At 66.7% G+C, this 23838-nt stretch carries 21 protein-coding genes; 2 read left to right on the top strand and 19 right to left on the bottom strand.

Annotated elements, in window-relative coordinates; all coding sequences use genetic code 11:
- Positions 1–53: 53 nt before the first annotated feature.
- The 6 genes from DSX2_RS04385 to DSX2_RS04360 all read right to left on the bottom strand — a co-directional run bounded on the left by DSX2_RS04385 (position 54) and on the right by DSX2_RS04360 (position 7285).
- A complete protein-coding gene (locus tag DSX2_RS04385) occupies positions 54–2480 on the bottom strand; it encodes a methyl-accepting chemotaxis protein (RefSeq protein ID WP_020878943.1) in 2427 nt (808 codons plus the stop codon).
- Positions 2481–2795: 315 nt separating this feature from the next.
- Positions 2796–3263, bottom strand: a complete 468-nt coding sequence (locus tag DSX2_RS04380; RefSeq protein WP_020878942.1) for a DsrE/DsrF/DrsH-like family protein — start codon at positions 3261–3263, stop codon at positions 2796–2798.
- Positions 3264–3430: 167 nt separating this feature from the next.
- Positions 3431–4261 carry a phosphate ABC transporter permease PstA gene (gene pstA, locus DSX2_RS04375; protein ID WP_152512836.1) on the bottom strand — a complete coding sequence of 277 codons (831 nt, stop codon included), beginning with the start codon at positions 4259–4261 and terminating at the stop codon, positions 3431–3433.
- 111 nt (positions 4262–4372) lie between these two features.
- The gene (pstC, locus tag DSX2_RS04370) at positions 4373–5260 is read right to left on the bottom strand and encodes a phosphate ABC transporter permease subunit PstC (protein ID WP_020878940.1); all 888 of its coding nucleotides are present in this window, start codon (positions 5258–5260) and stop codon (positions 4373–4375) included.
- Positions 5261–5331: 71 nt separating this feature from the next.
- Positions 5332–6141, bottom strand: a complete 810-nt coding sequence (locus DSX2_RS04365) for a phosphate ABC transporter substrate-binding protein (protein ID WP_020878939.1) — start codon at positions 6139–6141, stop codon at positions 5332–5334.
- A 628-nt stretch (positions 6142–6769) separates the two neighbouring features.
- The gene (locus DSX2_RS04360) at positions 6770–7285 is read right to left on the bottom strand and encodes a tetratricopeptide repeat protein (RefSeq protein ID WP_020878938.1); all 516 of its coding nucleotides are present in this window, start codon (positions 7283–7285) and stop codon (positions 6770–6772) included.
- 116 nt (positions 7286–7401) lie between these two features.
- Here DSX2_RS04360 and DSX2_RS04355 point away from each other — a divergent pair, with 116 nt between their 5' ends.
- Positions 7402–8739 (top strand): response regulator, encoded by a 1338-nt coding sequence (locus tag DSX2_RS04355; protein WP_020878937.1) that lies wholly within the window; start codon positions 7402–7404, stop codon positions 8737–8739.
- Here DSX2_RS04355 and DSX2_RS04350 read toward each other — a convergent pair.
- Positions 8717–9802, bottom strand: coding sequence for a dual specificity protein phosphatase family protein (locus DSX2_RS04350; protein WP_020878936.1), 1086 nt, complete (start codon positions 9800–9802; stop codon positions 8717–8719). The two genes, DSX2_RS04355 and DSX2_RS04350, sit on opposite strands and share 23 nt — an antisense overlap.
- Positions 9803–10066: 264 nt before the next feature.
- Positions 10067–11023, bottom strand: a complete 957-nt coding sequence (locus DSX2_RS04345; RefSeq protein WP_020878935.1) for a metal ABC transporter solute-binding protein, Zn/Mn family — start codon at positions 11021–11023, stop codon at positions 10067–10069.
- Positions 11024–11231: 208 nt separating this feature from the next.
- Here DSX2_RS04345 and DSX2_RS04340 point away from each other — a divergent pair, with 208 nt between their 5' ends.
- Positions 11232–13556 (top strand): methyl-accepting chemotaxis protein, encoded by a 2325-nt coding sequence (locus DSX2_RS04340; RefSeq protein ID WP_020878934.1) that lies wholly within the window; start codon positions 11232–11234, stop codon positions 13554–13556.
- A gap of 332 nt (positions 13557–13888) precedes the next feature.
- On the opposite strand, the gene DSX2_RS04335 is transcribed toward DSX2_RS04340, so the two are convergent.
- The 11 genes from DSX2_RS04335 to DSX2_RS04285 form a co-directional block, all read right to left on the bottom strand.
- Positions 13889–14314 carry a F0F1 ATP synthase subunit epsilon gene (locus DSX2_RS04335; RefSeq protein WP_020878933.1) on the bottom strand — a complete coding sequence of 142 codons (426 nt, stop codon included), beginning with the start codon at positions 14312–14314 and terminating at the stop codon, positions 13889–13891.
- A gap of 9 nt (positions 14315–14323) precedes the next feature.
- The gene (atpD, locus tag DSX2_RS04330; protein ID WP_020878932.1) at positions 14324–15724 is read right to left on the bottom strand and encodes a F0F1 ATP synthase subunit beta; all 1401 of its coding nucleotides are present in this window, start codon (positions 15722–15724) and stop codon (positions 14324–14326) included.
- 18 nt (positions 15725–15742) lie between these two features.
- On the bottom strand, positions 15743–16615 hold the full coding sequence (locus tag DSX2_RS04325) for a F0F1 ATP synthase subunit gamma (protein WP_020878931.1): 873 nt from the start codon (positions 16613–16615) through the stop codon (positions 15743–15745).
- Positions 16616–16629: 14 nt separating this feature from the next.
- Positions 16630–18138: a F0F1 ATP synthase subunit alpha gene (gene atpA, locus DSX2_RS04320; RefSeq protein WP_020878930.1), complete on the bottom strand. Its 1509-nt coding sequence runs from the start codon at positions 18136–18138 to the stop codon at positions 16630–16632.
- Between the two features lie 4 nt (positions 18139–18142).
- Positions 18143–18694, bottom strand: a complete 552-nt coding sequence (gene atpH / locus DSX2_RS04315) for an ATP synthase F1 subunit delta (protein ID WP_020878929.1) — start codon at positions 18692–18694, stop codon at positions 18143–18145.
- Entirely contained in the window at positions 18691–19242 is a 552-nt protein-coding gene (gene atpF, locus DSX2_RS04310) for a F0F1 ATP synthase subunit B (RefSeq protein ID WP_052014683.1), read from the bottom strand. Before atpF ends, atpH begins: the two co-directional genes overlap by 4 nt.
- A gap of 59 nt (positions 19243–19301) precedes the next feature.
- Positions 19302–19718, bottom strand: coding sequence for an ATP synthase F0 subunit B (locus tag DSX2_RS04305; RefSeq protein WP_020878927.1), 417 nt, complete (start codon positions 19716–19718; stop codon positions 19302–19304).
- A gap of 278 nt (positions 19719–19996) precedes the next feature.
- Positions 19997–20347, bottom strand: a complete 351-nt coding sequence (locus tag DSX2_RS04300; protein WP_035040604.1) for a polymer-forming cytoskeletal protein — start codon at positions 20345–20347, stop codon at positions 19997–19999.
- Positions 20348–20382: 35 nt separating this feature from the next.
- Positions 20383–21498 (bottom strand): rod shape-determining protein RodA, encoded by a 1116-nt coding sequence (gene rodA, locus DSX2_RS04295; protein WP_020878925.1) that lies wholly within the window; start codon positions 21496–21498, stop codon positions 20383–20385.
- Entirely contained in the window at positions 21495–23387 is a 1893-nt protein-coding gene (gene mrdA, locus DSX2_RS04290) for a penicillin-binding protein 2 (protein WP_020878924.1), read from the bottom strand. The genes rodA and mrdA overlap by 4 nt, the downstream gene beginning before the upstream one ends.
- Entirely contained in the window at positions 23365–23838 is a 474-nt protein-coding gene (locus tag DSX2_RS04285) for a hypothetical protein (RefSeq protein WP_020878923.1), read from the bottom strand. Before DSX2_RS04285 ends, mrdA begins: the two co-directional genes overlap by 23 nt.

The raw sequence follows: 23838 nt of genomic DNA, 5'->3' as shown, positions 1-23838 counted from the left end.
CCCGCCCGCCGTCCGCGCGACTGTCCGCACGACCGCCCAGACCACCGCCCACGCTACTCGGTGATGGTCACGATGAGGCGCTGCAGCTCCTCGGCCTGCACGGCCAGGTGGTCCAGGGACTGCCTGGAGTCGTGCATCCCGGAGTTGGTGTCGTCCGCGATGCGGCGCACCTCTTCCATGCTGCGGTGGATCTGCTCGTGGGCCGCGGACTGCTCCTCGGCCGCGCGCGCGATCTCGCCCACGCGGCCCGCCGTGCTCTCGGCCAGCCCCACGATGCGGTCCAGGGTCTCGCCCGAGGATTTGACGAGGCTCGTGGCCTCCTCCACGGCCCGCGCGGCGAGGCTCGTGTTCTCCAGGTTCGTGTGGGCCGCCTTCTGGATGTCCTGCACGGACTGCGAGACCTGGCGCGTGGCGGTCATGGTCTTCTCGGCGAGCTTTCTCACCTCGTCCGCGACCACGGCAAAGCCCCGCCCCGCGTCGCCCGCGCGCGCCGCCTCGATGGCCGCGTTCAGCGCCAGCAGGTTGGTCTGGTCCGCGATGTCCGAGATGACCTCGATGATCGAGCCGATGCCCCGGGCGCGGTCGTCCAGGGAGCGCATGTCGGTCTCGAGCCGCGCGGAGATCTCGCGCACGCGGTCCATGGCCTCGCGCGAGCCGTCCATGATCGTGTAGCCGGAGAGCGCCATCTCGCGCGAATCCTCGGCGCTTCGCGCGGCCTCGGCAGCGCTCTGGGCCACGGCCGAGAGGTTGGCGTTCATCTCCTCCATGGCCACGGAGGTCTCGTGGATGCGCTCGGTCTGGCGCTTGGCGCCGTCCGTGACCAGGCCGACCCGGTCCGTTATCTGGCGCGAGTCGCGGAAGACGTATTGCGAGATGGACTCCGCCTCCTGGGCCACGCGGGCGAAGAGCGCGTTCTGCTCCCGGATGCGCGCCTCCTGGCTCTTGATGTCCGTGAGGTCGGTGACCAGGGCGAAGGCGCCCGTGGGGTTGCCGTCCAGGTCGTGCAGGGGCGCGGCGTCGGCGCGCACGTGCCGCGCCGTTCCCTTGCGGCCCTTGATGTCCGCTTCCAGGTTGCAGACGTTCTTCCCGCTGTCCAGGCAGTTCTCGATGAGGTCGCTTGAAAGCCCCGTGCCCGAGAGGATGGCGGCGGCCTCCTTGCCGAGGTACGCCTCGGGACCGCCCTCGCACTCGAGCAGGTCGAGGAGCGGGGCGTTGACGAAGACCAGGCGGTTGTCGAGGTCGGTGACGAAGCAGGGGATGGTCATGTTGCGCAGGATGCCGTCCGAGAAGCCGAGCTTGTGCTTGAGTTCCGCGACCATGGCCCGGATGTGGCGGGCCAGGTCGGCCATTTCGGCCTTGAAGTCGCCCTTGAGCACGGCGGAGAAGTTCCCGCCCGTGACCTCCTGCAGGTAGCCGCTCACGGCGGCCAGCGGCTCGGCCAGGCCGCGCTTGACCACCATCCAGGAGACGAGGATGACCACGAGCGCCGTGCCCAGGCCGAGAAGGAGGGCCGCCAGGCGCAGGCTGCCCACGGCGGCGAAGGCCTCGGCCGTCTTGACCTCGGCCAGCAGGGCGTAGGTCACGCCGTTGAAGTCCACCGGGGTGTAGGCGCAGAGCACCTTCTGGCCCAGGTGGTTGACGAAGATGGCGTCGCCGCTCTTGCCGCCGAGGGCCGCCGCGACCGCCTCGTTGTCGATGCGGCTCTCGTCCGGATGGGCAAAGGAGCCCGCGACCGAGAAGCGCGCGGGTTCGAGCGTGGAGTCCGAGCGCATGAGGTGGTCCGGGCCGATGAGCAGCGTCTCGCCCGACTCGCCCATGCCCGCGGTCTGGCGCATGAGGTCGTTCATCTTCTCGTGCGGCACGCGGAGCACGGCCACGCCCTCGACCGAGTCGTGGGTGTGGTTGTAGATGGGCGCGGCGATGAAGGCGGCGGGCGCTCCCCCAAGCGGCGCGTAGGACGCGAAGTCCACGAAGGTCACCTTGCCCTTCTCCGCGGCCTTCCAGGCCCGCTCGAGGTTGCTGTCCTTGAGCAGCGGCCCCTCGACGTTGTGGCCGAGCTCGCCCCCCTCCTTCACCGAGAGGAGCACCCAGCCGTAGTTGTCCACGAGCATGGCGTCGTCGTAGCCGAGCACCTTGACGAAGGGGATGAACTCGGCCCGGACGTTGTCCGCCGTGGACCTGTAGTCGTCGCTCGTGGTGTCGAAGGTCTTCGCGACGTCGGCGCCGTAGGCCATGTCGCGCAGAAAGCTCAGGGCGTTGTAGACGCCCTTGTTGGCCCCGAAGATGCGCGCCTCCCGCTCCCAGACCCCGGCGAGCTCCCCGAGCGCGGTGCGCCGGGCGTCGCGCGCGGCCACGAGCTGCAGCCTGGCCTGCCCCTCGAGGCTCCTCCCGGCCAGGTCCACGGAATACACGCCCATGGCGGCCAGCGGCAGCAGGCCGATGCACAGGCAGAAGGCTATCAGCTTTGTCTTGAGGCTCATGGCGAACGTCCTTGTTGTGGCGTGCGTTGACGCGAAGCGGAAGCCGACCGGCAGGGGGAGATGCCGGTGCGCCGTCGCCCTTCATGGCGACAGGCCCAGCATGTACGGACAGGAGGTTATGAAACGGCGATGGACATGTTACGAACGCGTGACGACAGCCTTCTTGGGCAGAGAAAGACTTTTGGGTCAATCACGCGAAGTCGCAGGACATCGTTGTCCGCAAAAAGCGGATACCCGGGCGGCGGGGACGGCACATGCGGGATGGGGGCGGCCGCCCCGCCGGTCGGCGGGCGGAGCGGCCGCGGCGGGGCGGGATCAGGTGAACAGGCAGATCTTGCAGTCCTTGGCGTAACGCAGGAAATCCTCCGCGTTCCAGACGATGACCCCGGGGATCAGCTTGCTCTCGTCGATCTCCATCATGTCCACGGTCATCTTGCAGGCGATGAGCTCCACGCCCTCGAGCATGGCCATCTCCTGCAGCTCGGCCAGGTTCGGGATGTTGGCCTTCTCGATCTTCTTCTTCATCATGCCCGTGGCGATGGTGGACATGCCCGGGATGGCGCCCATGACGCCCGGCGGGATGAACTTGGCCCGCTCGGCCCCGCCGTCCAGGACCATGTTGAGCCCCATGAAGCTGTAGAAGATCTTGCTCTCCATGCCGAGCCGGGCCGCGTTGATGCCGAGCACCAGCGAGGGATAGGCTCCGTCCAGGGTGTCGTGGGTGCAGATGAACGCAGCACGCTCCTTGGCCCCGGCCGCCTTTGCGGTCTCATTCTCCGCCATGATGCGCCTCCTTGGCTGACGTGCCGGACCAGTTCCGGCTTTATACCCCCCACCCGTATCACATCCTGGACAAGAATACACCCTTCGGCGCGAAAAAAAAGCCGGGCCGCGCGAGGCGCGGCCCGGCCGGGGTGTCGGACGGGATCGGACCGGGATTGCGCCGCGGTCTAGCGCCGCTTCTGCAGGCGGGCGCGCAGCCAGACGGCGAAGAGGTTCATGCCGAAGACCAGCCCGATGAGCACGAGCGCGGTGCCATACTGCAGCGGCCGGGTCTTGTCGATGTTCGTGCCCGCCGTGGCCAGGACGTAGATGTGGTACGGCAGGGCCATGACCGGGGAGAGGATGCTCTTGGGCATCTCCGGGGTGTAGAAGACCGCGGCGGTGAACATGATGGCCGCGGTCTCGCCCGCCGCGCGGCTGATGCCCAGGATGCAGCCGGTGAGCATGCCGGGCAGGGCCGCGGGCAGAACCACGCGCACGATGGTCTGGAACTTGGTGGCGCCAAGCCCCAGGGAGGCCTCGCGGTAGGTCTGCGGCACGGAGCGCAGGGCCTCCTCGGCCGTGCCGATGATCACCGGCAGGGTCAGGAAGCCGAGCGTCAGGCAGCCCGCCAGGATGGAGACGCCGAGCCCCAGGGTGATGACGAAGAAGGCCAGGCCGAAGAGGCCGAAGACCACCGAGGGCACGCCCGCGAGGTTGTTGATGCCCAGGCGGATGATGCGCACGAGCCTGGGCGCGCGGGCGTACTCGTTCAGGTAGATGGCCGTGCCCACGCCCAGGGGGAAGGCCACCAGCAGCGAGCCGAGGCTCAGGACGGCCGTGCCCACGATGCAGGGCAGGATGCCGCCCTTGGTCATGGAGTCGTACGGCGCCTGGGTGAGGAAGGTCCAGTTGATGGCGGGCAGGCCCCGCACCAGGAGGAAGGAGCAGATGATGGCCAGGGCCAGGCCGTTGATGCCCGCGGCGGTGCGGAACAGGGTGAAGAAGATCCGCTCCACGCTGCGGCGGCCTCCGCCGGAGCGCCCGAAGGGCGTGCGCGGCGGACGCAGGGGGGCTGCCTTGGGAACGGCGGTGAAATCTGCTGCTTCCTGGCTCACGGCAATCTCTCCTTAGAGGGTGGCGGACCCGATCTGCTTGTTCTTCTCGGCGATGTAGTCGGCCACCACGTTGAAGAGCAGGGTCATGACGAAGAGCACGATGCCGATGGCGAACAGGGCATGGTAATGGTCCGATCCGTAGGGCGTCTCGCCCATCTCCGCGGCGATGGAGGCGGGCATGGGGCGCACCGGGTCGAAGATGGAGGTCGGGATGGCCGCCGCGCCGCCCGCGACCATGAGCACGACCATGGTCTCGCCGATGGCGCGGGACATGCCGAGGATGGTGCCCGTGCTGATGCCGGTGATGCTGGCGGGCAGGATCACGCGGTAGATGGTCTGCCAGTGCGTGGAGCCGAGCGCCAGGGAGGCCTCCTTGAGCTCGCGCGGCACGCTGTAGATGGCGTCCTCGGAGATGGAGCAGATGGTGGGCACGGACATGAAGGCCAGCATGAGCGAGGCGTTGAAGAGGTTGTAGCCGACCCAGACGTCCAGGTAGTTCTGCAGGAAGGGCGCGACCACGACCATGCCGAAGAAGCCGATGACCACCGAGGGCAGCGCGGCCAGAAGCTCGATGACCGGCTTGAAGAAGGCGCGCACGCCCGGCCGCGCGATCTCGGCCAGGTACACGGCGGTCATCACGCCGAGCGGGATGGCGATGAGCGAGGAGAGCGCCGTGACCAGGATGGAGGCCACGATGAGCGGCAGGATGCCGAAGGACGGCGGGTCGAAGGTCGGGTACCACTCGCTGCCGAAGAGGAAGTCGGTGATCGAGGTGGCCTTGACGATGGGAGCCCCTTCCATGAACAGGAAGATGCAGATCAGGGCCAGGATGAGAATGGACACCAGGGCGACCGTGAAGAAGGTGCCGTGGATGCATTTCTCTCTCGTGCTTCTACGCATGTCTGCCGCCTGAAAAAAAAGTTCGAGGCCCCCCGTCCGAAGACAGGGGGCCGGAGACTACAGAGGGAATGTTACTTCACGGTGACGTAGCCGGCTTCCTTGACGTCCTTCTGGCCGGCGGGGCTCAGGAGGTAGTCCACGAAGCCCTTCAGCTCGCCCTTGGGCTCGCCGTTGACGTAGATCTGCAGGCTGCGGGACACCGGGTAGGAACCGTCGCGGGCAGTGGCCTCGGAGGGGGTCACGCCGTTGACCTTCAGCGCCTTGACGTCCTTGGTCACGTAGCCCAGGCCGTCGTACGCGATGGCGTACTTGTTCTTGGAGACGGACTCCATGACCGCGCCGGAGGAGGCCTGCATCAGCGCCATGGGGGAGACCTTCTCCTTCTTCAGGACGTGCTCCTGCCAGGTCTCGAAGGTGCCGGAGGAGGAGTCGCGGGAGATGACCGCGATGCGGCCGGGGTTGCCGCCCACGTCCTTCCAGTCGGTGATCTTGCCGGAGAAGATGCCCTGGAGCTGGTCCACGGTCAGGTTCTGGACCGGGTTGTTCGGATTGACGATGGCGCACACCGCGTCGCGGGCGATGATGATCATCTTGGGATCCTCGCCCTTGCTCTTGGCCAGCTCGATCTCCTTGTCCTTCATCTCGCGCGAGGCCATGGCGATGTCCGTGGTGCCGTCGATGAGGGCCTTGATGCCCTCGCCGGAGCCGCCGGCGGAGAGGTCGATCTTCATGTCGGGATGGGCCTTCATGTAGGCCTCCACGGCGCGCTGCATGATGGGCAGAACGGTGGTGGAACCCTTGATGGTCAGGCTGCCGGCCCAGGCGCTGCCGGTCAGGGCCAGGGTAAGGACGGCCGCGAGGGCAAGAAGTTTGGCTTTCATGGTCGTTCTCCTCATAAAAATTGATTGGGAATGCGGCTGTTGTCGAACGCCCCAGAGAAGTAGATTCAGGCTGTGACGGTTATGTTACGGCCGAAGTAACATTCGGTTACGTCGTCACATGCCCGCATTCCGGGCCTTCGGGGGACCTGCCGCAGCGCTCCGGAAGCCGCGCCGCGCGCGGCATGCCGGGCCTTGCACCGGGCCGTGCGGCGAATCATGCGCGGCCCCGCGCCCACAAAATCCGCCTCGCTGTCCGGACCGTCCGGAGCGGGCGACCCGCCGGTCTGAGGCCGACCGCCCCGAAGGCGGACGAGGCGGGGGACGGAGAAGGGAGAAGCGCGGGAGAGGAGGAGGGATCGCGGGCGTGGCGAAGGCACGGCGGCAGGGGCACGGCTCTCGTGCTCCGCTTCGCCGGGCGCGGTTTCGCGGTTTCGTCACATGGAGGGGGAAGCCTGTCGGATCGGCGCATGTCCGTCCCTTTCCGCCCGGTTTCCGGGCAGCCGTCCCATACTACCCCCTTGCCCGCGGCAATGGCAACCGAGAGCCGCAAAAAAAGGGCTCCCCGGCCTGGCCGGGGAGAAGCGCCGCCCGGGGAAACCGCGGGCGGCGGGGACGCGGGGCCGGGGCCTCAGCCCTGCTCCGCGGCCAGCGCCTCCTCCACGGCCGCGGCCACGGAGCCGGAGTCGACCTCCTTCTCGGTCTCGATGCGCGCCAGCTGGAAGTTGATCTCGCGCATGAGCGGCACGCGGCTGGGCTCGAAATAGGCCTTCCAGGCCGTGGCGGCCTTGTCCAGCTCGCCGCGCCGGGCGTGGCAGAGCCCCAGGTAGAGGCTGGCCAGGTTGTGGGAGCGCTTGCGCAGCACGCGGCCGAGCTCGACCACGGCCTGGGTGTGCTTGCCCTGGCGGTAGAAGCAGATGCCCAGGCGCACGCGCGCCTCCTCGTTGCCGGACTCGCGCGCGAGCACGTCGCGATAGGCGTTCACGGCCTCGCTCCAGCGGCCCGCGGCGAAATGGCCGTCCGCCTCGCTCGATTCCTGGGTCACTCCGGTAACCGCCTTCTCCCCCGGCTCGCGGCCGCGGATGCGGTCCACGAAGCCGAAAAGAAGGTCGCGGCGGCTGAAGTCCGATCCTTTCTTGGCGCTCATCGTATCTATCACTCCGGATGATAATTCCGACCCGATTCGTTGACATCACTCGATATTCTGAGAAGATGCCCTACGACGGACAGTCATGTCCTCCATTTCTACTTCTGGACGCGACGATGGGCAACGACAAGAATTTCGACGAGATTGTCAGGAACTTCATTCTCCAGGACAGGGGCCATTTCATCACGGTCTCCAAGGACAACGCCTTCAGCAAGACGTTCCGCAGCGCGGTCCAGAAGCTGCTGGCCCTGCCCCAGGACTGCCTGGAGAGCTTCACCGAGAAGGGTCCGGCGCAGCGCCAGATCGGCGCGGCCGTCAAGGAGGGCAGAAAGCCCCTCATGCTCATCGAGCGCGAGCTCGACGGCGTGCATTCGGCCGAGTTCATCGGCTACCTGCGCAACGACTATCCGGACCTGAGGATCATCGTCCTGACCACGGAGATCGAGCGCGACGGCCTCGTGCTCCTGCACGAGATGGGCGTCTCCAACTTCATCACCAAGCCCATCTCCGTGAACGGCATGATCGAGAAGATCGCCTTCACCATCAAGCCGCCCTCCAAGATCGGCGAGCTTCTGGACGCGGGCAAGCGCTTCCTGGCGCAGCGCGAGTTCGAGAAGGCCCTGGTCATCTCGGACAAGGTCCTGGAGTACAAGGCGCAGAGCCCGGCCGGGCTCATGCTGCGCGGCGACGCCCTGAAGGGCCTGGACCGCAGGTCCGAGGCCCTGGCCGCATACGAGGGCGCCATGCGCGGCGGCAACCTCTACCTCGAGCCCATCAAGAAGCTGGCCCAGTTCCACAAGGAGGACGGCAACCACTCCGCGGTCCTGAACCTCCTCGAACAGCTCGACAAGCTCTCGCCCCTGAACATCGAGCGCAAGATGGAGATCGGCGGCATCCACCTGCAGCAGGGCAAGGCCGCGCGCGCCAAGACCTACTTCGACACCGCCACCAAGCTGGCCACGCGCCAGGCCATGGCCAAGGTCTCCAACCTCTACCGCAACATCGCCTCCCTGTGCATGGAGTCCGCGCCCGAGCTGGCCGAGGTCTACCTGCGGCAGAGCCTCGAGTCGCGCCACGACGTGCTCGACGCCTCGGACCTCGAGACCTTCAACTCGCTGGGCATCGCGCTGCGCCAGCAGAACAAGTGGGAGGAGGCGATCAAGGAATACAAGAAGGCGCTGAAGATAGCGCCCGAGGACGAGAACCTGCACTACAACGTGGCCATGGCCTACGTGGACGGCAAGAGCTACGAGAAGGCCGCCTCGTGGCTGGACAAGGCGCTGCGCATCAACGGAAACCTCGGCGGGACGAGCGCGGCCGTGTGCTTCAACATGGGCTTCATCTACTACCACGCGGGCCGCAAGCAGAAGGCCCTGGACCGGCTCACGCGCGCCCTGCAGATCGAGCCGACCTATCAGCGCGCCAAGGAACTCATCGAGAAATGCCAGGAGTAGCCGCCTGCATGGTCATCAGGCGGTGAAAGAAGGTCTGCACGAATTTTCCGGTCAGCACCTCGGGCAGGGAGAAGCGCAGCGCGGGCCCCTGCTCCAGGCTCCCGGTCAGGGCCAGCCAGAGCCCGCCGGAGAGCGAGGCCATCTCGGCCGCGGCCCACTCCCTCACCTCCGCCCGAAGCCCGGGCTCCACGCCGAAGAGGCGGCACTGCAGCGGCCGCTGGTTGAAGACCATGCACTCGCCGAGCTCGGACAGGGGGCAGACCTGCTCCCTGGCCCGGTACGCCGCGGCAAGCCCCTCGTCGCCCAGCGCGCCGCCGTGCGCGCGCGTCACTTCCCGCAGCTCGCGCGCGGCGGAGAGCGCCCGCTCCGTGACCGCCTCGCGGTCGCGGCGGCCGAGCGTGCCGCTGAAGAAATGGTGCAGGTAGACCGCGCCGCCGAGCCCCATGTGCACCAGGTCGCGGCAGCAGCGGTCGTGCTCCTGGCCGCAGCGTTCCTTCTCCCCGGCGGATTCCAGCCGCGCGTCCACGGTGCGCACGATGCGCTCCCAGTCCGCCAGGAAGGGAAAGAGGTCCACGGAGTCCCTGCGCTCGAGCGAGGGCTCGCGGATGGTGAGCCTGCCCTGCAGCCTGCCGTACTTGCGCAGGAACCACCACTGGTCGAAGTTCGCGGGCTGCGAGCGCAGCCCCTTGATGGCGCGGTCGGCCTGGCGGTGGCCGAGCCCCTTGCGCAGGAGGTAGGCCTTGAGCACCGTGCCCGTGCGGCCGATGCCGTGGCGGCAGTGGATGAGGATCTTGCGGCCGAGGTAGAGCTCGCCGTCCAGCCACTCCAGGGCCTTCTCGAGTTCGGCGAGGTCAGGGGCCTCCTCGTCCGGGATGGGCAGGTAGTAGACCTCGAAGCCCTCGTCCGACTCGATCCAGTGCAGGTCGCAGAACTCGGCGCAGAGGTTTAAAATGGCCTGCACGCCCTGCGCGTGCAGGGAGGCGAGCTGCTCGTAGGACATCGGGGCGGAGCCCACGGCAAGGGAAGGTGTGACCCAGGAGAGGGCGTAGGCTTCTTTGCTCACAGGCCGGTCTCGGGCGTGACGTCCGCACAATGCGCAAGGCCGCATTCCGCGGAAGACCGCTTGGCCGGAAAACGCGGTTCCCGGCTCGCTCCCGCCGCAGCCGTTTTGCTGTCGGCGGCGAAGCCGGGCATCCGTCCGGCCTTCGTCTCGCGTATCGTTTTCGGGTTCACGTCGATGCTTTCAGCGGCCGCGACACTAGGCCGTTTCACGCCGCATGGCAACCGGGCCGCCCTCTCCCCGCCCGGGCCAGCGGCCCCGGGCGGCTCAGCGCGCGCCCTCCGCCACGGCCGCGGCCAGGCGGATCATGTTGGCGGACCAGTCCTCGGCCAGAGGGTCGATGCTCACCACCTTGGCGCCGAGCTCCTTTGCCAGCTCCTCGGCCACGCGGCGGGGAAAGGCGGGCGAGACGAGCACGAGGCGGACGTTGGCCCCGCCCGCCTCGGCGGACAGCGCGTCGAGCCCGGCGGGGTCCGGCTCCCTGCCCGCCCGCTCGATGCCGATCTCCTGCAGGCCGTAGTCGTGCGCGAAATAGGCGAAAGCGGGATGCGCCGCCAGGAAGGACGTGCCGGGCGGCACCAGGGCCAGACTTTGGCGCACCGCGGCGTCCGTGGCCGCAGTCTCGGCCAGCATGGCCTCGAGCCCGGCGCGGAAGGCCGCTGCGTGGGCCGGGTCGGCAACGGCCAGGGCCTGGGCCGTGGACAGGGCCATGGTGCGCACGGCAGCGGGCGAGAGCCAGACGTGGGGATCGTATTCCACGGGCGCGGCCGCCGCTGCGGCATTGGGGCCTGTCGCGTCGCCGTCCGTCAGCCCGTTCTCGTCGGACCTGGATTCGGGCAGGGGCAGCATGACCGTCCCTTCGGCCGTGCGCACCACGGTGAGCCCCTTGTCCAGGCCCGCCAGGCGCGCGGCCCAGCCATCCTCGAAGGGCACGCCGAGGCGCAGCAGCAGGCGCGCCCTGGCCAGGGCCGCGAGCTGGGTCCCCTTGGGCTCGTAGCCGTGCGGGTCGCTGTCCGCCGGGATCACTACCAGGACCTCGACGAGGTCGCCGGCGATCTTCTCGACGATGTGCTTCTGCGCCGGGATGCTCACGGCCACCAGCAGCCTGCCGGGGTGCCCGGACTCGGCCCCTGCCTGGGCCGAGTCCGCCGCCGCCGGACTGCAGAGGCAGCAGGCGGCGAGAACGGCGGCAAGAAGCCGCGCCATGACGAAATCACGCTTCATGCGGACCTCCCGAGGGTTGCCTGATTGGGCCGTCTATGCCCCGCGCATCCCCGCGTCAAGACCGCTCGCCCCCCTCCCGGCCTCTCTCTTCGCGGGGCCGATACCCGGGGTTTCCTTTTCCTTCTGTCTTACGTAATATAATTGTTGACCATTTACATTGTGAGCATAATCTTGGCGAGGCATGTCCTCTTACCGCGAAGGAGTCGCCATGTTCAAACGCAGCATAGGCTCGGTTCTCGTCGTCTCGGTTTCCCTGGCAGTCATCGTGGCCATCGCGGGAATGGGACTTTACGTTACACGATCGTCCAACACCATGGCGCTCGAGACCTCTCGCCAGGCCGTGACCACCCAGGCCGACCTCTCCGCCACCGCCCTCAAGCAGTATCTCGACTACAGCCGCAGCATGGTCGTGAGCCTCGCGGGCCAAGCGGCCATCATCAGCGCCTTCGAGACCGGCGACCCGTCCCGCGCCGATGAGCGCTTCGCCAGCTTCATCAAGGCCTACCCGGACTACTGGGCCATGTTCGCCTTCGACCTGCACGGCAAAGTCGTGGCAGGCTACAACGCGCTCGGCAAGAACATGGCCGGTGCCGACCGTTCCGACCGCGACTACGTCAAGGCCATCCTCGCCGGGCAGGAGTCGTACTGCAGCCGCACCATCCTCAAGGCCAAGAGCGCGGACAAGGAGATGCTCATCTTCGGCGTGAGCGCCGCGGTGCACGACGCCACGGGCAAGCTCGTGGGCGGCGTGGGCGTCTTCCCCCGCTGGGACGTGTTCACGGAGCATTTCATCGACACACTGCACTTCGGCAAGCGCGGCTACGCCTTCGCCTTCGACGAGAACGGCGTCTTCATCGCCCACGGCCAGGACAAGAGCACGATCCTCAAGAACTTCGGCGACCAGGAGTTCATCAGGCAGGCCCTGCAGATGAAGAACGGCTCCCTGTTCTATCCCTGGCGGGGCGAGCAGAAGTTCATGGCCTTCGTCCGCGTGCCCGAGACCGGCTGGACCGTGGCCATGACCACCTACGTCTCGGAGATGACCCAGCTCGCGAACGAGCAGCGCAACGTCCTCGTGGTGGTGGGCATCTGCACCATCCTGGTGCTCATGGCCATCATCTTCATCATCTCGCGCAAGCTCATCGTCCGCCCGGTGCAGAACATCGAGACCTTCACCGCGGCGGTCTCCGGAGGCGACTTCCAGGCCGCGCTCAGCGGCACCTACCGCTACGAGCTGAAGGATCTCGCCGAGAACGTGCGGTCAATGGTCCTCGAGCTCAAGAAGCGGCTGGGCTTCAGCCAGGGCCTCCTTGACGGGCTGACCATGCCCTGCGTGGTCGTGGACAACGACCAGAAGATCCTCTTCGTCAACCAGGCCATCCTGAACTTCCTCGAGTTCGACGAGCAGCCCGACGCGTACCAGGGCCGCGACTTGGCCGAGTTCTTCTACGGCGAGAAGGGGCGCGATACGCTCATCGGCCGGGCCATGCGCGAGAAGCGCCCGGTCATCGGCACCCTGACCGAGGTCAAGGGACGCAAGGGAACCTTGCGCTTTGCGCAGATCGACACGGCCCCGCTCTACGACCTGGACGGCAACACGCTCGGCGGGTTCGGCGTCTTCTCCGACCTCACCGAGCTTAGGGCGCAGCAGAAGCAGGTCGAGGCGCAGAACGAGCGCATCGCCGCTGTGGCGCGCGACGCGGCCCAGATCTCCGATCAGGTGGCCTCGGCCTCGGAGGAGCTCTCCGCCCAGGTGGAGCAGGCCAGCCGGGGCGCGGACGAACAACGCCGCATGACCGACGAGACCGCCACGGCCATGGAGGAGATGAACGCCACGGTCCTCGAGGTGGCCAAGAACGCGGGCCAGGCCGCGGAGCTGGCCGACGGCGCGCGCACCAAGGCCGACCAGGGCGCGGCCATCGTGCGCGACGTGATCGGCGCCATCGGCACGATCAAGGACAAGGCAGGCAAGCTCGGCGCGGACATGGCCGAGCTCGGCGGCCAGGCCCAGGACATCGGCCGGGTGCTCGACGTGATCTCCGACATCGCGGACCAGACCAACCTCCTGGCCCTGAACGCGGCCATCGAGGCCGCGCGCGCAGGCGACGCGGGCCGGGGCTTCGCTGTGGTCGCGGACGAGGTCAGGAAGCTCGCCGAGAAGACCATGCAGGCCACCAAGGAGGTCACCCAGGCCATCGGGGCCATCCAGCGCAGCGCGCGCGAATCCATCGCGGGCACCGAGGACATGGCCAAGGCCGTGGACCAGGGCACGGAACGGGCCAGACTCTCCGGCAGCGCGCTGGAGGAGATCCAGACCATGGTCGTGCAGACGGCGGACCAGGTGCGCGGCATCGCCACGGCCAGCGAGCAGCAGTCCGCGGCCAGCGCGGAGATCAGCCGGGGCACGGAGTCGGTCAACCGCATCGCCGCGGAGACGGCCCAGGCCATGGAGCAGTCCGCCGAGGCCGTGTCCGACCTCGCGCGCCTGGCCCAGGAGCTGAACACCCTCATGGACGCGCTCAAGGGGCAGTAGGCGCATCCTCGGCAGCACGGGAAAATGAACCAGGGCCCGGGTCGACGTCGACCCGGGCCCTTTTCGTTTCCGGCTGAAGACGTACGCTGCACGGAAGGCCGGAAGCGGTCCGGGCCGTCCGCACGAGGCCAGGGCCGTGCATCCCGGCAGCATTTCTGTCCGTCCTGCACTCGAGGACGCTTGGCGCCCCTCACCTGTCCTGCAGCTTCCGCAGGACCCGCCTCCACTTTGCAGCTCGAACCGCCGGGAGCGTTATGGCGCAAAAAAAGCGGGCCTCTCGAGGGAGGCCCGCCTGTCAGGGTCTCATTCTCCGTCCCGGGGGACGGATCACGCTACATGGTGCACGTACCGGCCGTTTCGGCGGAGGAGCGGCAGCGCATGCGGGCCAGGGAGCGCTGCAGCGCGGCCCGGGCCCGGGCGAAGTCCATCTCCTCTTTCTGGATGCGGAGCCGTTCCTCGGCCCGCTCCTTGGCGATGCGGGCGCGGGAGACGTCGATCTCCGCGGCGCGCTCGGCGACCTCGGCAAGGATGGTGACCTTGTTGTTGTTCACCTCGGCAAAGCCACCCGCCACGAAGACGTAGTAGTACTTGCCGTTTTCCTTGTAATAGAGGTTGCCGATGCCCAAAGCCGAGAGGAAGGGCACGTGGTTGGCCATGATGCCGAACTCGCCTTCGATGCCCGGCGCACCCACGTAGTCCACGGGCTGCGAGAGCACCTTACGGTCCGGGGTGACGATTTCGAGATGGATCTGGGCCATGGCGCTACCTTATTCCTTGGCTTTCTCGATGGCTTCCTCGATGCCGCCGCACATGTAGAAGGCGCCTTCGGGCAGAGCGTCGTGCTTGCCATCCAGGATCTCCTTGAACGCGCGGATCGTGTCCTCGAGCTTGACGTACTTGCCGGGCTTGCCGGTGAAGGCCTCGGCCACGTGGAAGGGCTGGGACAGGAAGCGCTGGATCTTACGGGCGCGGGCGACCGTGATCTTGTCTTCGTCCGAGAGCTCGTCCATGCCGAGAATCGCGATGATGTCCTGCAGGTCCTTGTACTTCTGGAGCATCTGCTGCACGCCGCGGGCGACGGCATAGTGCTCCTGGCCGAGAACCAGCGGGTCCAGGATGCGCGACGTGGAGTCGAGCGGGTCCACCGCGGGGTAGATGCCGAGCTCCGCGATCTGACGGGAAAGCACGAGCGTTCCGTCAAGGTGCGCGAAGGTCGTGGCCGGCGCGGGGTCCGTGAGGTCGTCCGCGGGCACGTACACGGCCTGCACCGAGGTGATGGAGCCCTTGTGCGTGGAGGTGATGCGCTCCTGCAGAGAGCCCACGTCCGTGCCCAGGGTCGGCTGGTAGCCCACCGCGGAGGGCATGCGGCCGAGAAGCGCCGACACCTCGGAGTTCGCCTGCGTGAAGCGGAAGATGTTGTCGACGAACAGGAGCACGTCCTCGCCTTCCTCGTCGCGGAAGTACTCAGCGGCGGTGAGGGCGGTCTGGGCGACGCGGGCGCGGGCTCCCGGAGGCTCGTTCATCTGGCCGTAGACAAGGATGGCTTTGTCGATAACTCCGGCCGAGATCATTTCGTGGTAGAGGTCGTTGCCCTCACGGGTGCGCTCACCCACGCCCGCGAACACGGACTTGCCGCCGTGCTGCTTGGCGATGTTGTTGATGAGCTCCATGAGGATGACCGTCTTGCCCACGCCGGCGCCGCCGAACAGGCCCATCTTGCCGCCCTTGGGGAACGGGATGAGCAGGTCGATGACCTTGATGCCGGTTTCGAGCAGGTTGACCTCGGTGGACTGCTCCGTGAAGCTCGGCGCCGCACGGTGGATCGGCAGGCTCTTCTCGGCGTTGATCGGCCCCTTCTCGTCCACCGGGCGACCGACGACGTTCAGGATGCGGCCGAGGGCGGCCTTGCCCACCGGGCAGGAGATGGCTTCGCCGCGATCGGTGCCTTCCATGCCGCGGACCAGGCCGTCGGTGGAGTCCATGGCGATGCAGCGCACCACGTTGTCGCCCAGGTGCTGAGCAACCTCGACGACGAGGGCTTCAGCATAGGGGTTGTTGGTGTTCTTGATGTCAATGGCGTTCAGGATGTTGGGCAATTGCCCTTCCTGAAACGCCAGGTCCACGACGGGACCAATGACCTGAACGACTTTTCCGACGTTCGCACTCATTTGCAATAGCCCCCTTGATTATCCTTTCAGCGCCTCGGCGCCGCCGACGATGTCCATGAGTTCCTTGGTGATGGTCGCCTGGCGGGCCTTGTTGTAGGCCAGCGTGAGCGACCCGATCATGTCGTCGCAGTTTTTGGTGGCGTTATCCATAGCCGACATGCGTGCGGCGTGCTCGCTGCACGAGGTATCGAGCAGCCCGCGGTAGATCTGGACCTTGATGAAGCGGGGCAGGAGCTCCGCCAGCAGGCCTTCCACCGAAGGTTCATAGATGTACTCCACCGAGGATCCCTTGGACTCTCCTTCCGTGGCGCCCTGCATCGGCAGGATGGCCATGGCATGGGGAACCTGCCGGGCGATGGAGAAGAACTCTCCGAAGACCAGGTGGACTTCGTCGAGCTCGCCCCTCATGTACGCGCCGATGACCTCCAGGCCGAGCTGGTTGGCCAGGCTGAAGTCGAAGCTGTTCATCTTGTCGCCGAGGGCCATAGCGATGTCGTATCCGCGCCTGCGGAAGAAATCGCGCGCCTTCTTGCCGACGCAGTACAGCTTGACCGTCTTTCCTTCCGCCTTCTTCTCGTCAGCGAGCTTGCGGGCGGTCTGACTCAGGTTGGTATTGAAGCTGCCGCAAAGCCCGCGATCCGAGGAGACGACCAGGATGCCCACGGTCTTCACCTCTTCGCGACGCTCGAGCAGCGGATGCACGCTCGGGTCCGCTCCCGCGGCCAGGTCGCCCAGCATCTCGTAGAACTTCTCAGCGTAGGGCCGGAAGCGCTCGATGCGGCTCTGGGCGTTACGAAGCTTGGCCGAGGCCACCATGTTCATGGCCTTGGTGATCTGCTTCGTCTTCTTGACCGCGTTGATCTTGTTTTTGACGTCCTTAAGCGACGGCATGATGCATACCCCGCTTAGGCCTTGAAGCCTTTCTTGAATTCCTCGAGCGCGGCCTTGAGGGCCCCTTCGGTCTCATCCGTCAGCGCGGCCTTCTCGGCGATGCCCTTGAGCACCTCGGGCTTGGCGTTGCGCAGGAACTCGAGGAGGCCTTCCTCGAACTTGCGCACGGCCTCGACCGGGACCTCGTCCATGTGGCCGCGGCCGGCGGCGTAGATCACCGCGACCTGCTCCTCGACCGGCATCGGCTGGTACTGGGGCTGCTTGAGCAGCTCGACCATGCGCGCGCCGCGGGCCAGCTTCTGCTGCGTGGCCTTGTCCAGGTCGGAGCCGAACTGCGCGAAGGCGGCCAGTTCGCGGTACTGGGCGAGGTCGAGGCGCAGCGTGCCGGCGACCTGCTTCATGGCCTTGATCTGCGCGGCGCCACCCACGCGGGACACGGAGAGGCCCACGTTGATGGCCGGGCGGATGCCGGCGTAGAAGAGGTTCGGCTCGAGGTACACCTGGCCGTCCGTGATCGAGATCACGTTCGTCGGGATGTACGCGGACACGTCGCCGGCCTGCGTCTCGATGATCGGCAGGGCGGTCAGGGAACCGGCGCCCAGCGAGTCGTTCACCTTGCAGGAACGCTCCAGCAGACGGGAGTGGAGGTAGAAGACGTCGCCGGGGAAGGCCTCGCGTCCCGGGGGGCGGCGAAGCAGCAGCGACATCTGGCGGTAGGCGGTGGCCTGCTTGGAGAGGTCGTCGTAAATGATCAGCGCGTGGTTGCCCGAGTCACGGAAGTACTCGGCCATGGTGCAGCCGGAGTAGGCCGCGATGAACTGCAGGGAGGCCGGGTCGGACGCGGTGGCCGAGATGATCGTCGTGTACTCCATGGCGCCGTACTTGCGCAGGGTCTCGGCGACCAGGGCGACCGTGGCCTTCTTCTGGCCGATGGCCACGTAGAAGCATTTGATGCCCGAGTTCTTCTGGGCGATGATGGCGTCGATGCAGACCGCGGTCTTGCCGACCTGGCGGTCGCCGATGATCAGCTCGCGCTGGCCGCGGCCGATCGGGGTCATGGCGTCGACGGCCTTCAGGCCCGTGTACATGGGCTCGTGGACCGACTTACGGGCGATGATGCCCGGGGCCACGACTTCCACGACGCGGGTTTCGGCCGACTGGATCGGGCCCATGCCGTCGATGGGCTGGCCGAGGGGGTTCACCACGCGGCCGAGGACGGCGTCGCCGACGGGCACGGAGAAGATCTTGCCGGTGCGCTTGACCGGGTCGCCTTCCTTGATGCCGGTGTCCTCGCCGAGAAGCGCGACGCCCACGTTGTCCTCTTCCAGGTTGAGGACCATGCCCATGACGCCGCCGGGGAACTCCAGCAGCTCCATGGCCATCGCGTTCTGCACGCCGTAGACGCGGGCGATACCGTCACCGACCGAGAGGACGGTGCCAGTCTCGCTCATCTCGACCTGCGACTGGTAGTTCGCGATCTGAGACTCGATGATTTGGCTGATTTCTTCCGCTTTGATCTGCATGGCCCTACTCACCCCTTATGATTTGTTCCTTGAGCATGGAAAGTTGCGCGCGCAAGCTCGCGTCCAACACCTTGTCGCCAACCTTCAGAACCACTCCGCCAAGAATTCCCGGGTCGATTTCGTACCCGAGCACGAGCTTGGCCTTGGCCTGGCTTTCCAGCTGCTGCTTGATGGCCTCTTTCCGTGCGTCCGGGACTTCCACGGCGGTCACCAGGCTGCCGCGCAGGACGCCCTGGTGCGCATCGAGGAGTTCCGCGAACACGACCTGAATCTGCGGCAGGTAGCCCAGCCTGTCCTTGTCCGCCAGGAGCAGGCAGAAGTTGCGGACCATCTGCCCCACGGCCAGCTTGTCCATCATCTTGCCGATGACGACCTTCTTGTCCTGGGCGCCGAAGATGGGATTCCTGAAGACCTTCAGAGCCTCGGGGGAGCCCTTCAGGATCTCGGCCAACGCGGCCAGGTCCTTGCCGTAGGCGGCGAGCTCATCACCGCCCTTTTCAAGGCCCAGGGAGAACAACGCCTTGGCGTATCTCCGGGCAATGATGTTGTCGGTCAATTGAGCACCACCTTGGTTATGTATTTGTCCACGAGCTTCTGATGGTCCTCTGCCGTGAGCTTCTCCTTGATCATGGCCTCGGCGGCCTCGACCACCATATCCGCAACCTCGGAACGGATCTGGTCGACCATGGCCTTGCGCTCGGCGACCGCGGCGGTCTCGGCCGCGGTCTTGATCTGCTCGGCCTTCTTCTCGGCCTCGGCCACGATGCCGGCCTTCATGGCCTCGCCCTGGGCGCGGGCGTCGGCCAGGATCTTGGCCTTCTCCGTCTCCAGGTTGGCGATGCCCTTCTCCACGTCCTTGAGCTTGGCCTCGGCGTCGCGACGCCGGGTCTCAAGGTCGCTCAGATCCTGACGGATCTTGTCCTGGCGGCCCCTGAAGAAGTCGCCGATGGCCTTGCCCGCGAACTTCCAGATGATGCCCACCACGATGACGAAGTTCAGCACCCGAAGCCCGAAGTTCTTCCACGGCAGCCCCTCTGCACCGTGTTCCGCCGCATGGCCCGCAGCCTCGTTGGCGTAAGCCACCGCGCAGGCCAGGAGCACCATCGCTGCCGCGTAGGCGGCAATCTTGAGTGTCCGTTTCACGTTATCTCCCTCCCGCGTTCCTAGCCGAGGATCTTGGCCGTGACCTGGCCCGCCATGCGGCTCACGTCCTTGCCGAGCGTGTCCATGACGGTCTTGGCCTGCGCGGCGGTTTCGCTGCGCGCGGCACCGAGTGTGGCCGAAGCGTCCTTCTGCGCGGCCGCGATCAGTTCCTGCTCGCGGTCGTGCGCCTGGGTCTTCAGCTGCTCCCGCTCGGCCGCGCCCGCCGCGCGCGCCTGGGCAAGAGCGGACTCGTAATCCGCAAGCTTCTTGGTGGCGTTGTTGCCGAAGGTCGTGATGGCGTCGAGCTCACTGGACATGTGCTCGGCGCGCTTCTTGATGATGCCCCGGATGGGCTTCAAGAGGATCTGGTTCAGCAGGAACCACATGATCAGGAAGTTCGCAAGCTGAATGAAGATAGTATAGTCGATATCTATCATGCGCGCCCCCGGGAAAGGTTGTGAATTTTGGTTCAAGGACAGACGGCCTTTACGTGATTTGAAATGGCGTGTCAAAGGCTTTTTGCCCGGAAAGCTACTGTTCACGCCCACGGAACCGAGGTCCGGCGCCTTTTGTGCGGTTTTTCACGCATTGGGCAGAAACCCCTGTGCGAGATGCGCACGGGGGGGGCTTTCGGGGGGTGGCGGCGCGACGCCCGGACAGGAGGGGCGCCGCGGCGATGAAGATGGGGGATGCCGCCCACGGACGCGGGCGACGATTATTCGGCCGGGACGGGTTCGGGCTCGCCGTGCATGGTGATGGTGCCTTCGACCACCGCGCCCTCGTCGATGACCAGCACCGGGCTGTAGAGGCTGCCCTGCAGGTTGGCGGTCTTGTGCAGCACGACCTTCTCGCGCGCGTGCACCTCGCCGGTCATGCGGCCGGAGAGCACCAGCTGGCCCACGTGGATCTGCCCCTGCACGTCGGCCTCCTGGCCGACCACCAGCGTTCCGTCCGAGGTCACTTCGCCGTGGAACACGCCGTCGATGCGCACGGAACCCTGGAAATGGAGCTTGCCCTGGTACGCGGTGCCCGCGCCCAGAAAGGCGTTTATCTCGTCTTTGGACATTTCTTTCTTTCTCCCGAGCATGGGCCCCCGCCCCCTTAGGCCTGTTTGAAGACGAAGCGTCGCATGGACACGTTCATGACTATTCCGATCAGACAGTAGTTCACGAGCAGGGCGCTGCCGCCGTAACTGACGAAGGGCAGCGGGATTCCCACGACCGGCATGAGCCCCAGTACCATACCCATATTGATGAGGATTTGCCAGAAGAAATAGAAGAACACGCCCGCGCAGAGAAAGGCCCCGAAACGGTCCTTGGCCTCGCGCGCCACGATGTAGAACTGGTAGAGGAAGGCGCAGAAGAGCGCCACCAGGGTGATCATGCCGAGGAAGCCCCACTCCTCCCCGAACACGGCCACGGCGAAGTCCGTGTGCTTCTCGGGCAGGAAGCGCAGCTGGCTCTGCGTACCGGCCAGGAAGCCCTTGCCCGTGAGCCGCCCGGAGCCGATGGCGATCTGCGACTGGATGATGTGGTAGCCCGCGCCCAGCGGGTCGTTGGCCGGGTCGAGGAAGGTCAGGATGCGCTTCTTCTGGTAGTCCTTGAGCACGAACCAGCCGAGCGGCAGGGTGCACGGCGCGATGACCGCTGCGGCCTTCAGGATGCCGCCGCGCACGCCGCGAAACAGAATGATGCCGCCGAGCAGGAGCAGCACGGAGAGGCCCGAGCCGAGGTCCGGCTGCAGGATGATCAGCACCGCGGGCAGCATGCCCACGGCCAGGATGTAGACGAGCTGCTTCAGGCTCAGGACCCCTGACTCGCGCGACAGGATGCGCGCGCCTATGAGCAGGATGCTGATCTTGGCCAGCTCCGACGGCTGGAAGTTCATGAACCCGAGGTTGATCCAGCGCTGCGCGCCGCCGGCTATCTTGCCCATGAAGAGCACGAAGACCAGGAGGAGGACCGTGACCCAGTACAGCGGCCAGGCCACGACCTTGAGGTGGCGGTAGTCGAAGAGCATGAAGGCCAGCATGCAGCAAAGGCCCAGGGCGCCCCAGACGAGCTGCTTCTGGTAGAAGGTCGAGACCGTGATGCCGCCCTCGAGCCGGATGCCCGAGGCGGAATAGAGGTTCAGCACGCCGATGGCGTAGATCACGGCCGTGAGGGCCAGAAGGCCCCAGTTGATGTGCAGGAAGAGCCTGCGGTCTATAGGGGTCACGAGTGCCCTCCTCCGAGGTCGCCCTTGGCCACCACCCTGTTCACGGGCAGGTCGTCGGCAGGATTGACCACGTGGGGCCACTGCTCGGCGTCGATGTGGTTCTGGGCGAACAGGAAATCATAAATGGATCTGACGACGGGAACGGACGAGTCCGCGCCGTGGCCGCCGTGCTCGATCATGCAGACGATGACGACCGCGCGGCCGTCCTTGATGCCCCAGCTGGCCACCCAGGCGTGGTCGCGGAAGCGGTATTCGATCTCCGAGGTCTTGGCCCCGCGCTGCTCCTCCTTGAGGCGCACCACCTGGGCCGTGCCCGTCTTGCCGCCGACGACCGCGCCGTCCGTGCGCAGTTTGCGGCAGGTGCCGTGCGGGCTGTCCACGGTCTCGCGCATGGTCGAGAGCAGGAGCTCCTGCTGCGCGGAGGTCAAGGGCAGGTCGCCCGCATACTTGGGCGTCTCCTCGTCGAGCAGCGTGGGCTGCACGATCTTGCCGCCGTTGACCAGCGAGGCGTAGAAGCGGGCCAGCTGCAGGGGCGTGACCTGGGTGTAGCCCTGCCCGATGGCCATGTTCAGGGTCTCGCCGCCCTGCCAGCGCTCGTGGAAGCGCTTCCACTTCCACTCCCGGCCCGGGATGAGCCCGGCCTTCTCGTTGGGCAGGTCGATGCCCGTGGGCTTGCCGAAGCCCGCGGCCTTGGCGAAGCTCTCGATCCTGTCCACGCCGATGCGCTGGCCGAGCTCGTAAAAATAGACGTCGCAGGACTCGATCAGGCCGCGCCTGAGGTCCACCCAGCCGTGGCCCTCCTTCTTCCAGCAGCGGAAGACGTGACTGCCCAGCGCGATGGAGCCCGAGCAGAAGATGGCCTTCTTGGGATCGACCATGTTGTCGTGCAGGGCCGCGGCAGCGGTCACGGTCTTGAAGGTCGAGCCCGGCGGATAGACGCTCTGCGTGGCGCGGTTCTGCATGGGATGGCGGGGATCGTCGCGCAGCTTGGCCCACTCGTCCGGCGTGAGCCCCACGACGAAGGAGTTGGGATCGAAGGAGGGCCTGGAAACCAGGGCCAGGACCTGGCCGCTGAAGGGCTCCATGACCACCACCGCGCCCACGTGGCCGTCCTTGTCCATGGTCTCGCTGATGCGCTTCTGCAGCTCGAGGTCGATGGACAGCTTGAGATCGGCGCCGGCGCGCGGGTCGCGCAGCACCAGGGAGCTCAGCTGGCGGCCCGAGGCGTCGACCTCGATCTGCCGAAGCCCCTTCACGCCGCGCAGGCGCTGCTCGAGCGTCAGCTCGAGGCCGCGCTTGCCCACGGAGTCGCCGAGGGCGAGCCCCTTATCCTTCTCGAGCTCCTCTTCGTTGGCCTCGGCCACGTAGCCTAGCACGTGGGCCAGGATGTCGCCCTCGGGGTAGTAGCGCTTGGGCTTGACCACGATCTCGAGGCCGGGCCAGCGCAGGCTGTTGGCCTCGATGCGCGCGAGAAGCCCCGGGGAGAGGTCCGTGGCCAGGATGAGGGGCTCGAAGCTCTTGGTGCGCCGCTTGCCCTTGACGTAGACCCGCTGCAGCTCGGCGCGCGGGATGCCGGTCCACTCCGCGACCTGGTCCAGGGCCGCGTCCACGTCGTCCACGTCCTCGCGCACGATGGCCAGGGCGTAGGCGGGCTCGTTCATGGCCAGGAGCTTGCCGTCGCGGTCGCGGATCAGCCCGCGCGGGGCGTACATGGCCTCCTGGCGCAGGCGGTTGTCCCGCGCCTTCTCGGCATAGTACTCGCCCTTGTGGATCTGCAGATACCACAGGCGGATGGCGAAGGCGCAGAACAGGCCCACGATGAGGACCTGCAGCAGCGTCAGGCCGCTGCGCGGAGCGCTCTGACCCTCAGGCTGCAGCTCGATATGCATGGCGCACGGCGTACTTCGCGTAGAGCTTGGTCAAAAGGGCCCACTCCAGAGGGAGCAGGGAAATCTGAATGGCCGCGGCGGTGAGCACGGCCTGGCGGTCCGGCACCGCGTCCTGCAGGGCGGCCATGGTCAATCCGAGCCAGGCCTGCATGACGCCGGAAAAGATGCCGAGCAGGCAGATGAACAGGAAGTTCTTGGGCTCGAAGAGCCAGCGGCCGCAGTGGTAGCCCAGGTACAGGGTGCCGTAGAGCAGCGGCACGGTGCCGAAGGCCAGGCTGCCCATGCCCTCCTGCAGCAGGATCCAGACGAGCACGAGCCAGATGGTGCGCGAGCGCTTCTGCTCCTGCAGGCTGACGACGAACCCCGCGGCCAGGAAGTCCGCGCCCGGCACCAGGAACTGCCCCCAGATGGCGGCCACGGTGAAGATCGTCCAGAAGAGCAGCCTGCGCAC

The sequence above is a fragment of the Desulfovibrio sp. X2 genome, from assembly GCF_000422205.1.
In the GTDB taxonomy this organism is placed as follows: domain Bacteria; phylum Desulfobacterota; class Desulfovibrionia; order Desulfovibrionales; family Desulfovibrionaceae; genus Alkalidesulfovibrio.
This window is presented reverse-complemented; position numbering and strand designations above follow the sequence as displayed.

Bases quoted from the DNA above. Each gene is read 5' to 3' on its own strand.
- DSX2_RS04385 (WP_020878943.1), bottom strand. From the start codon at position 2,480: ATGAGCCTCAAGACAAAGCTGATAGCCTTCTGCCTGTGCATCGGCCTG.
- DSX2_RS04340 (WP_020878934.1), top strand. From the start codon at position 11,232: ATGTTCAAACGCAGCATAGGCTCGGTTCTCGTCGTCTCGGTTTCCCTG.
- DSX2_RS04335 (WP_020878933.1), bottom strand. From the start codon at position 14,314: ATGGCCCAGATCCATCTCGAAATCGTCACCCCGGACCGTAAGGTGCTC.
- pstC (WP_020878940.1), bottom strand. From the start codon at position 5,260: ATGCGTAGAAGCACGAGAGAGAAATGCATCCACGGCACCTTCTTCACG.
- DSX2_RS04305 (WP_020878927.1), bottom strand. From the start codon at position 19,718: ATGATAGATATCGACTATACTATCTTCATTCAGCTTGCGAACTTCCTG.
- atpF (WP_052014683.1), bottom strand. From the start codon at position 19,242: ATGGTGCTCCTGGCCTGCGCGGTGGCTTACGCCAACGAGGCTGCGGGC.
- DSX2_RS04360 (WP_020878938.1), bottom strand. From the start codon at position 7,285: ATGAGCGCCAAGAAAGGATCGGACTTCAGCCGCCGCGACCTTCTTTTC.
- atpD (WP_020878932.1), bottom strand. From the start codon at position 15,724: ATGAGTGCGAACGTCGGAAAAGTCGTTCAGGTCATTGGTCCCGTCGTG.
- DSX2_RS04355 (WP_020878937.1), top strand. From the start codon at position 7,402: ATGGGCAACGACAAGAATTTCGACGAGATTGTCAGGAACTTCATTCTC.
- DSX2_RS04325 (WP_020878931.1), bottom strand. From the start codon at position 16,615: ATGCCGTCGCTTAAGGACGTCAAAAACAAGATCAACGCGGTCAAGAAG.
- DSX2_RS04365 (WP_020878939.1), bottom strand. From the start codon at position 6,141: ATGAAAGCCAAACTTCTTGCCCTCGCGGCCGTCCTTACCCTGGCCCTG.
- DSX2_RS04345 (WP_020878935.1), bottom strand. From the start codon at position 11,023: ATGAAGCGTGATTTCGTCATGGCGCGGCTTCTTGCCGCCGTTCTCGCC.
- DSX2_RS04300 (WP_035040604.1), bottom strand. From the start codon at position 20,347: ATGTCCAAAGACGAGATAAACGCCTTTCTGGGCGCGGGCACCGCGTAC.
- DSX2_RS04380 (WP_020878942.1), bottom strand. From the start codon at position 3,263: ATGGCGGAGAATGAGACCGCAAAGGCGGCCGGGGCCAAGGAGCGTGCT.
- mrdA (WP_020878924.1), bottom strand. From the start codon at position 23,387: ATGCATATCGAGCTGCAGCCTGAGGGTCAGAGCGCTCCGCGCAGCGGC.
- atpA (WP_020878930.1), bottom strand. From the start codon at position 18,138: ATGCAGATCAAAGCGGAAGAAATCAGCCAAATCATCGAGTCTCAGATC.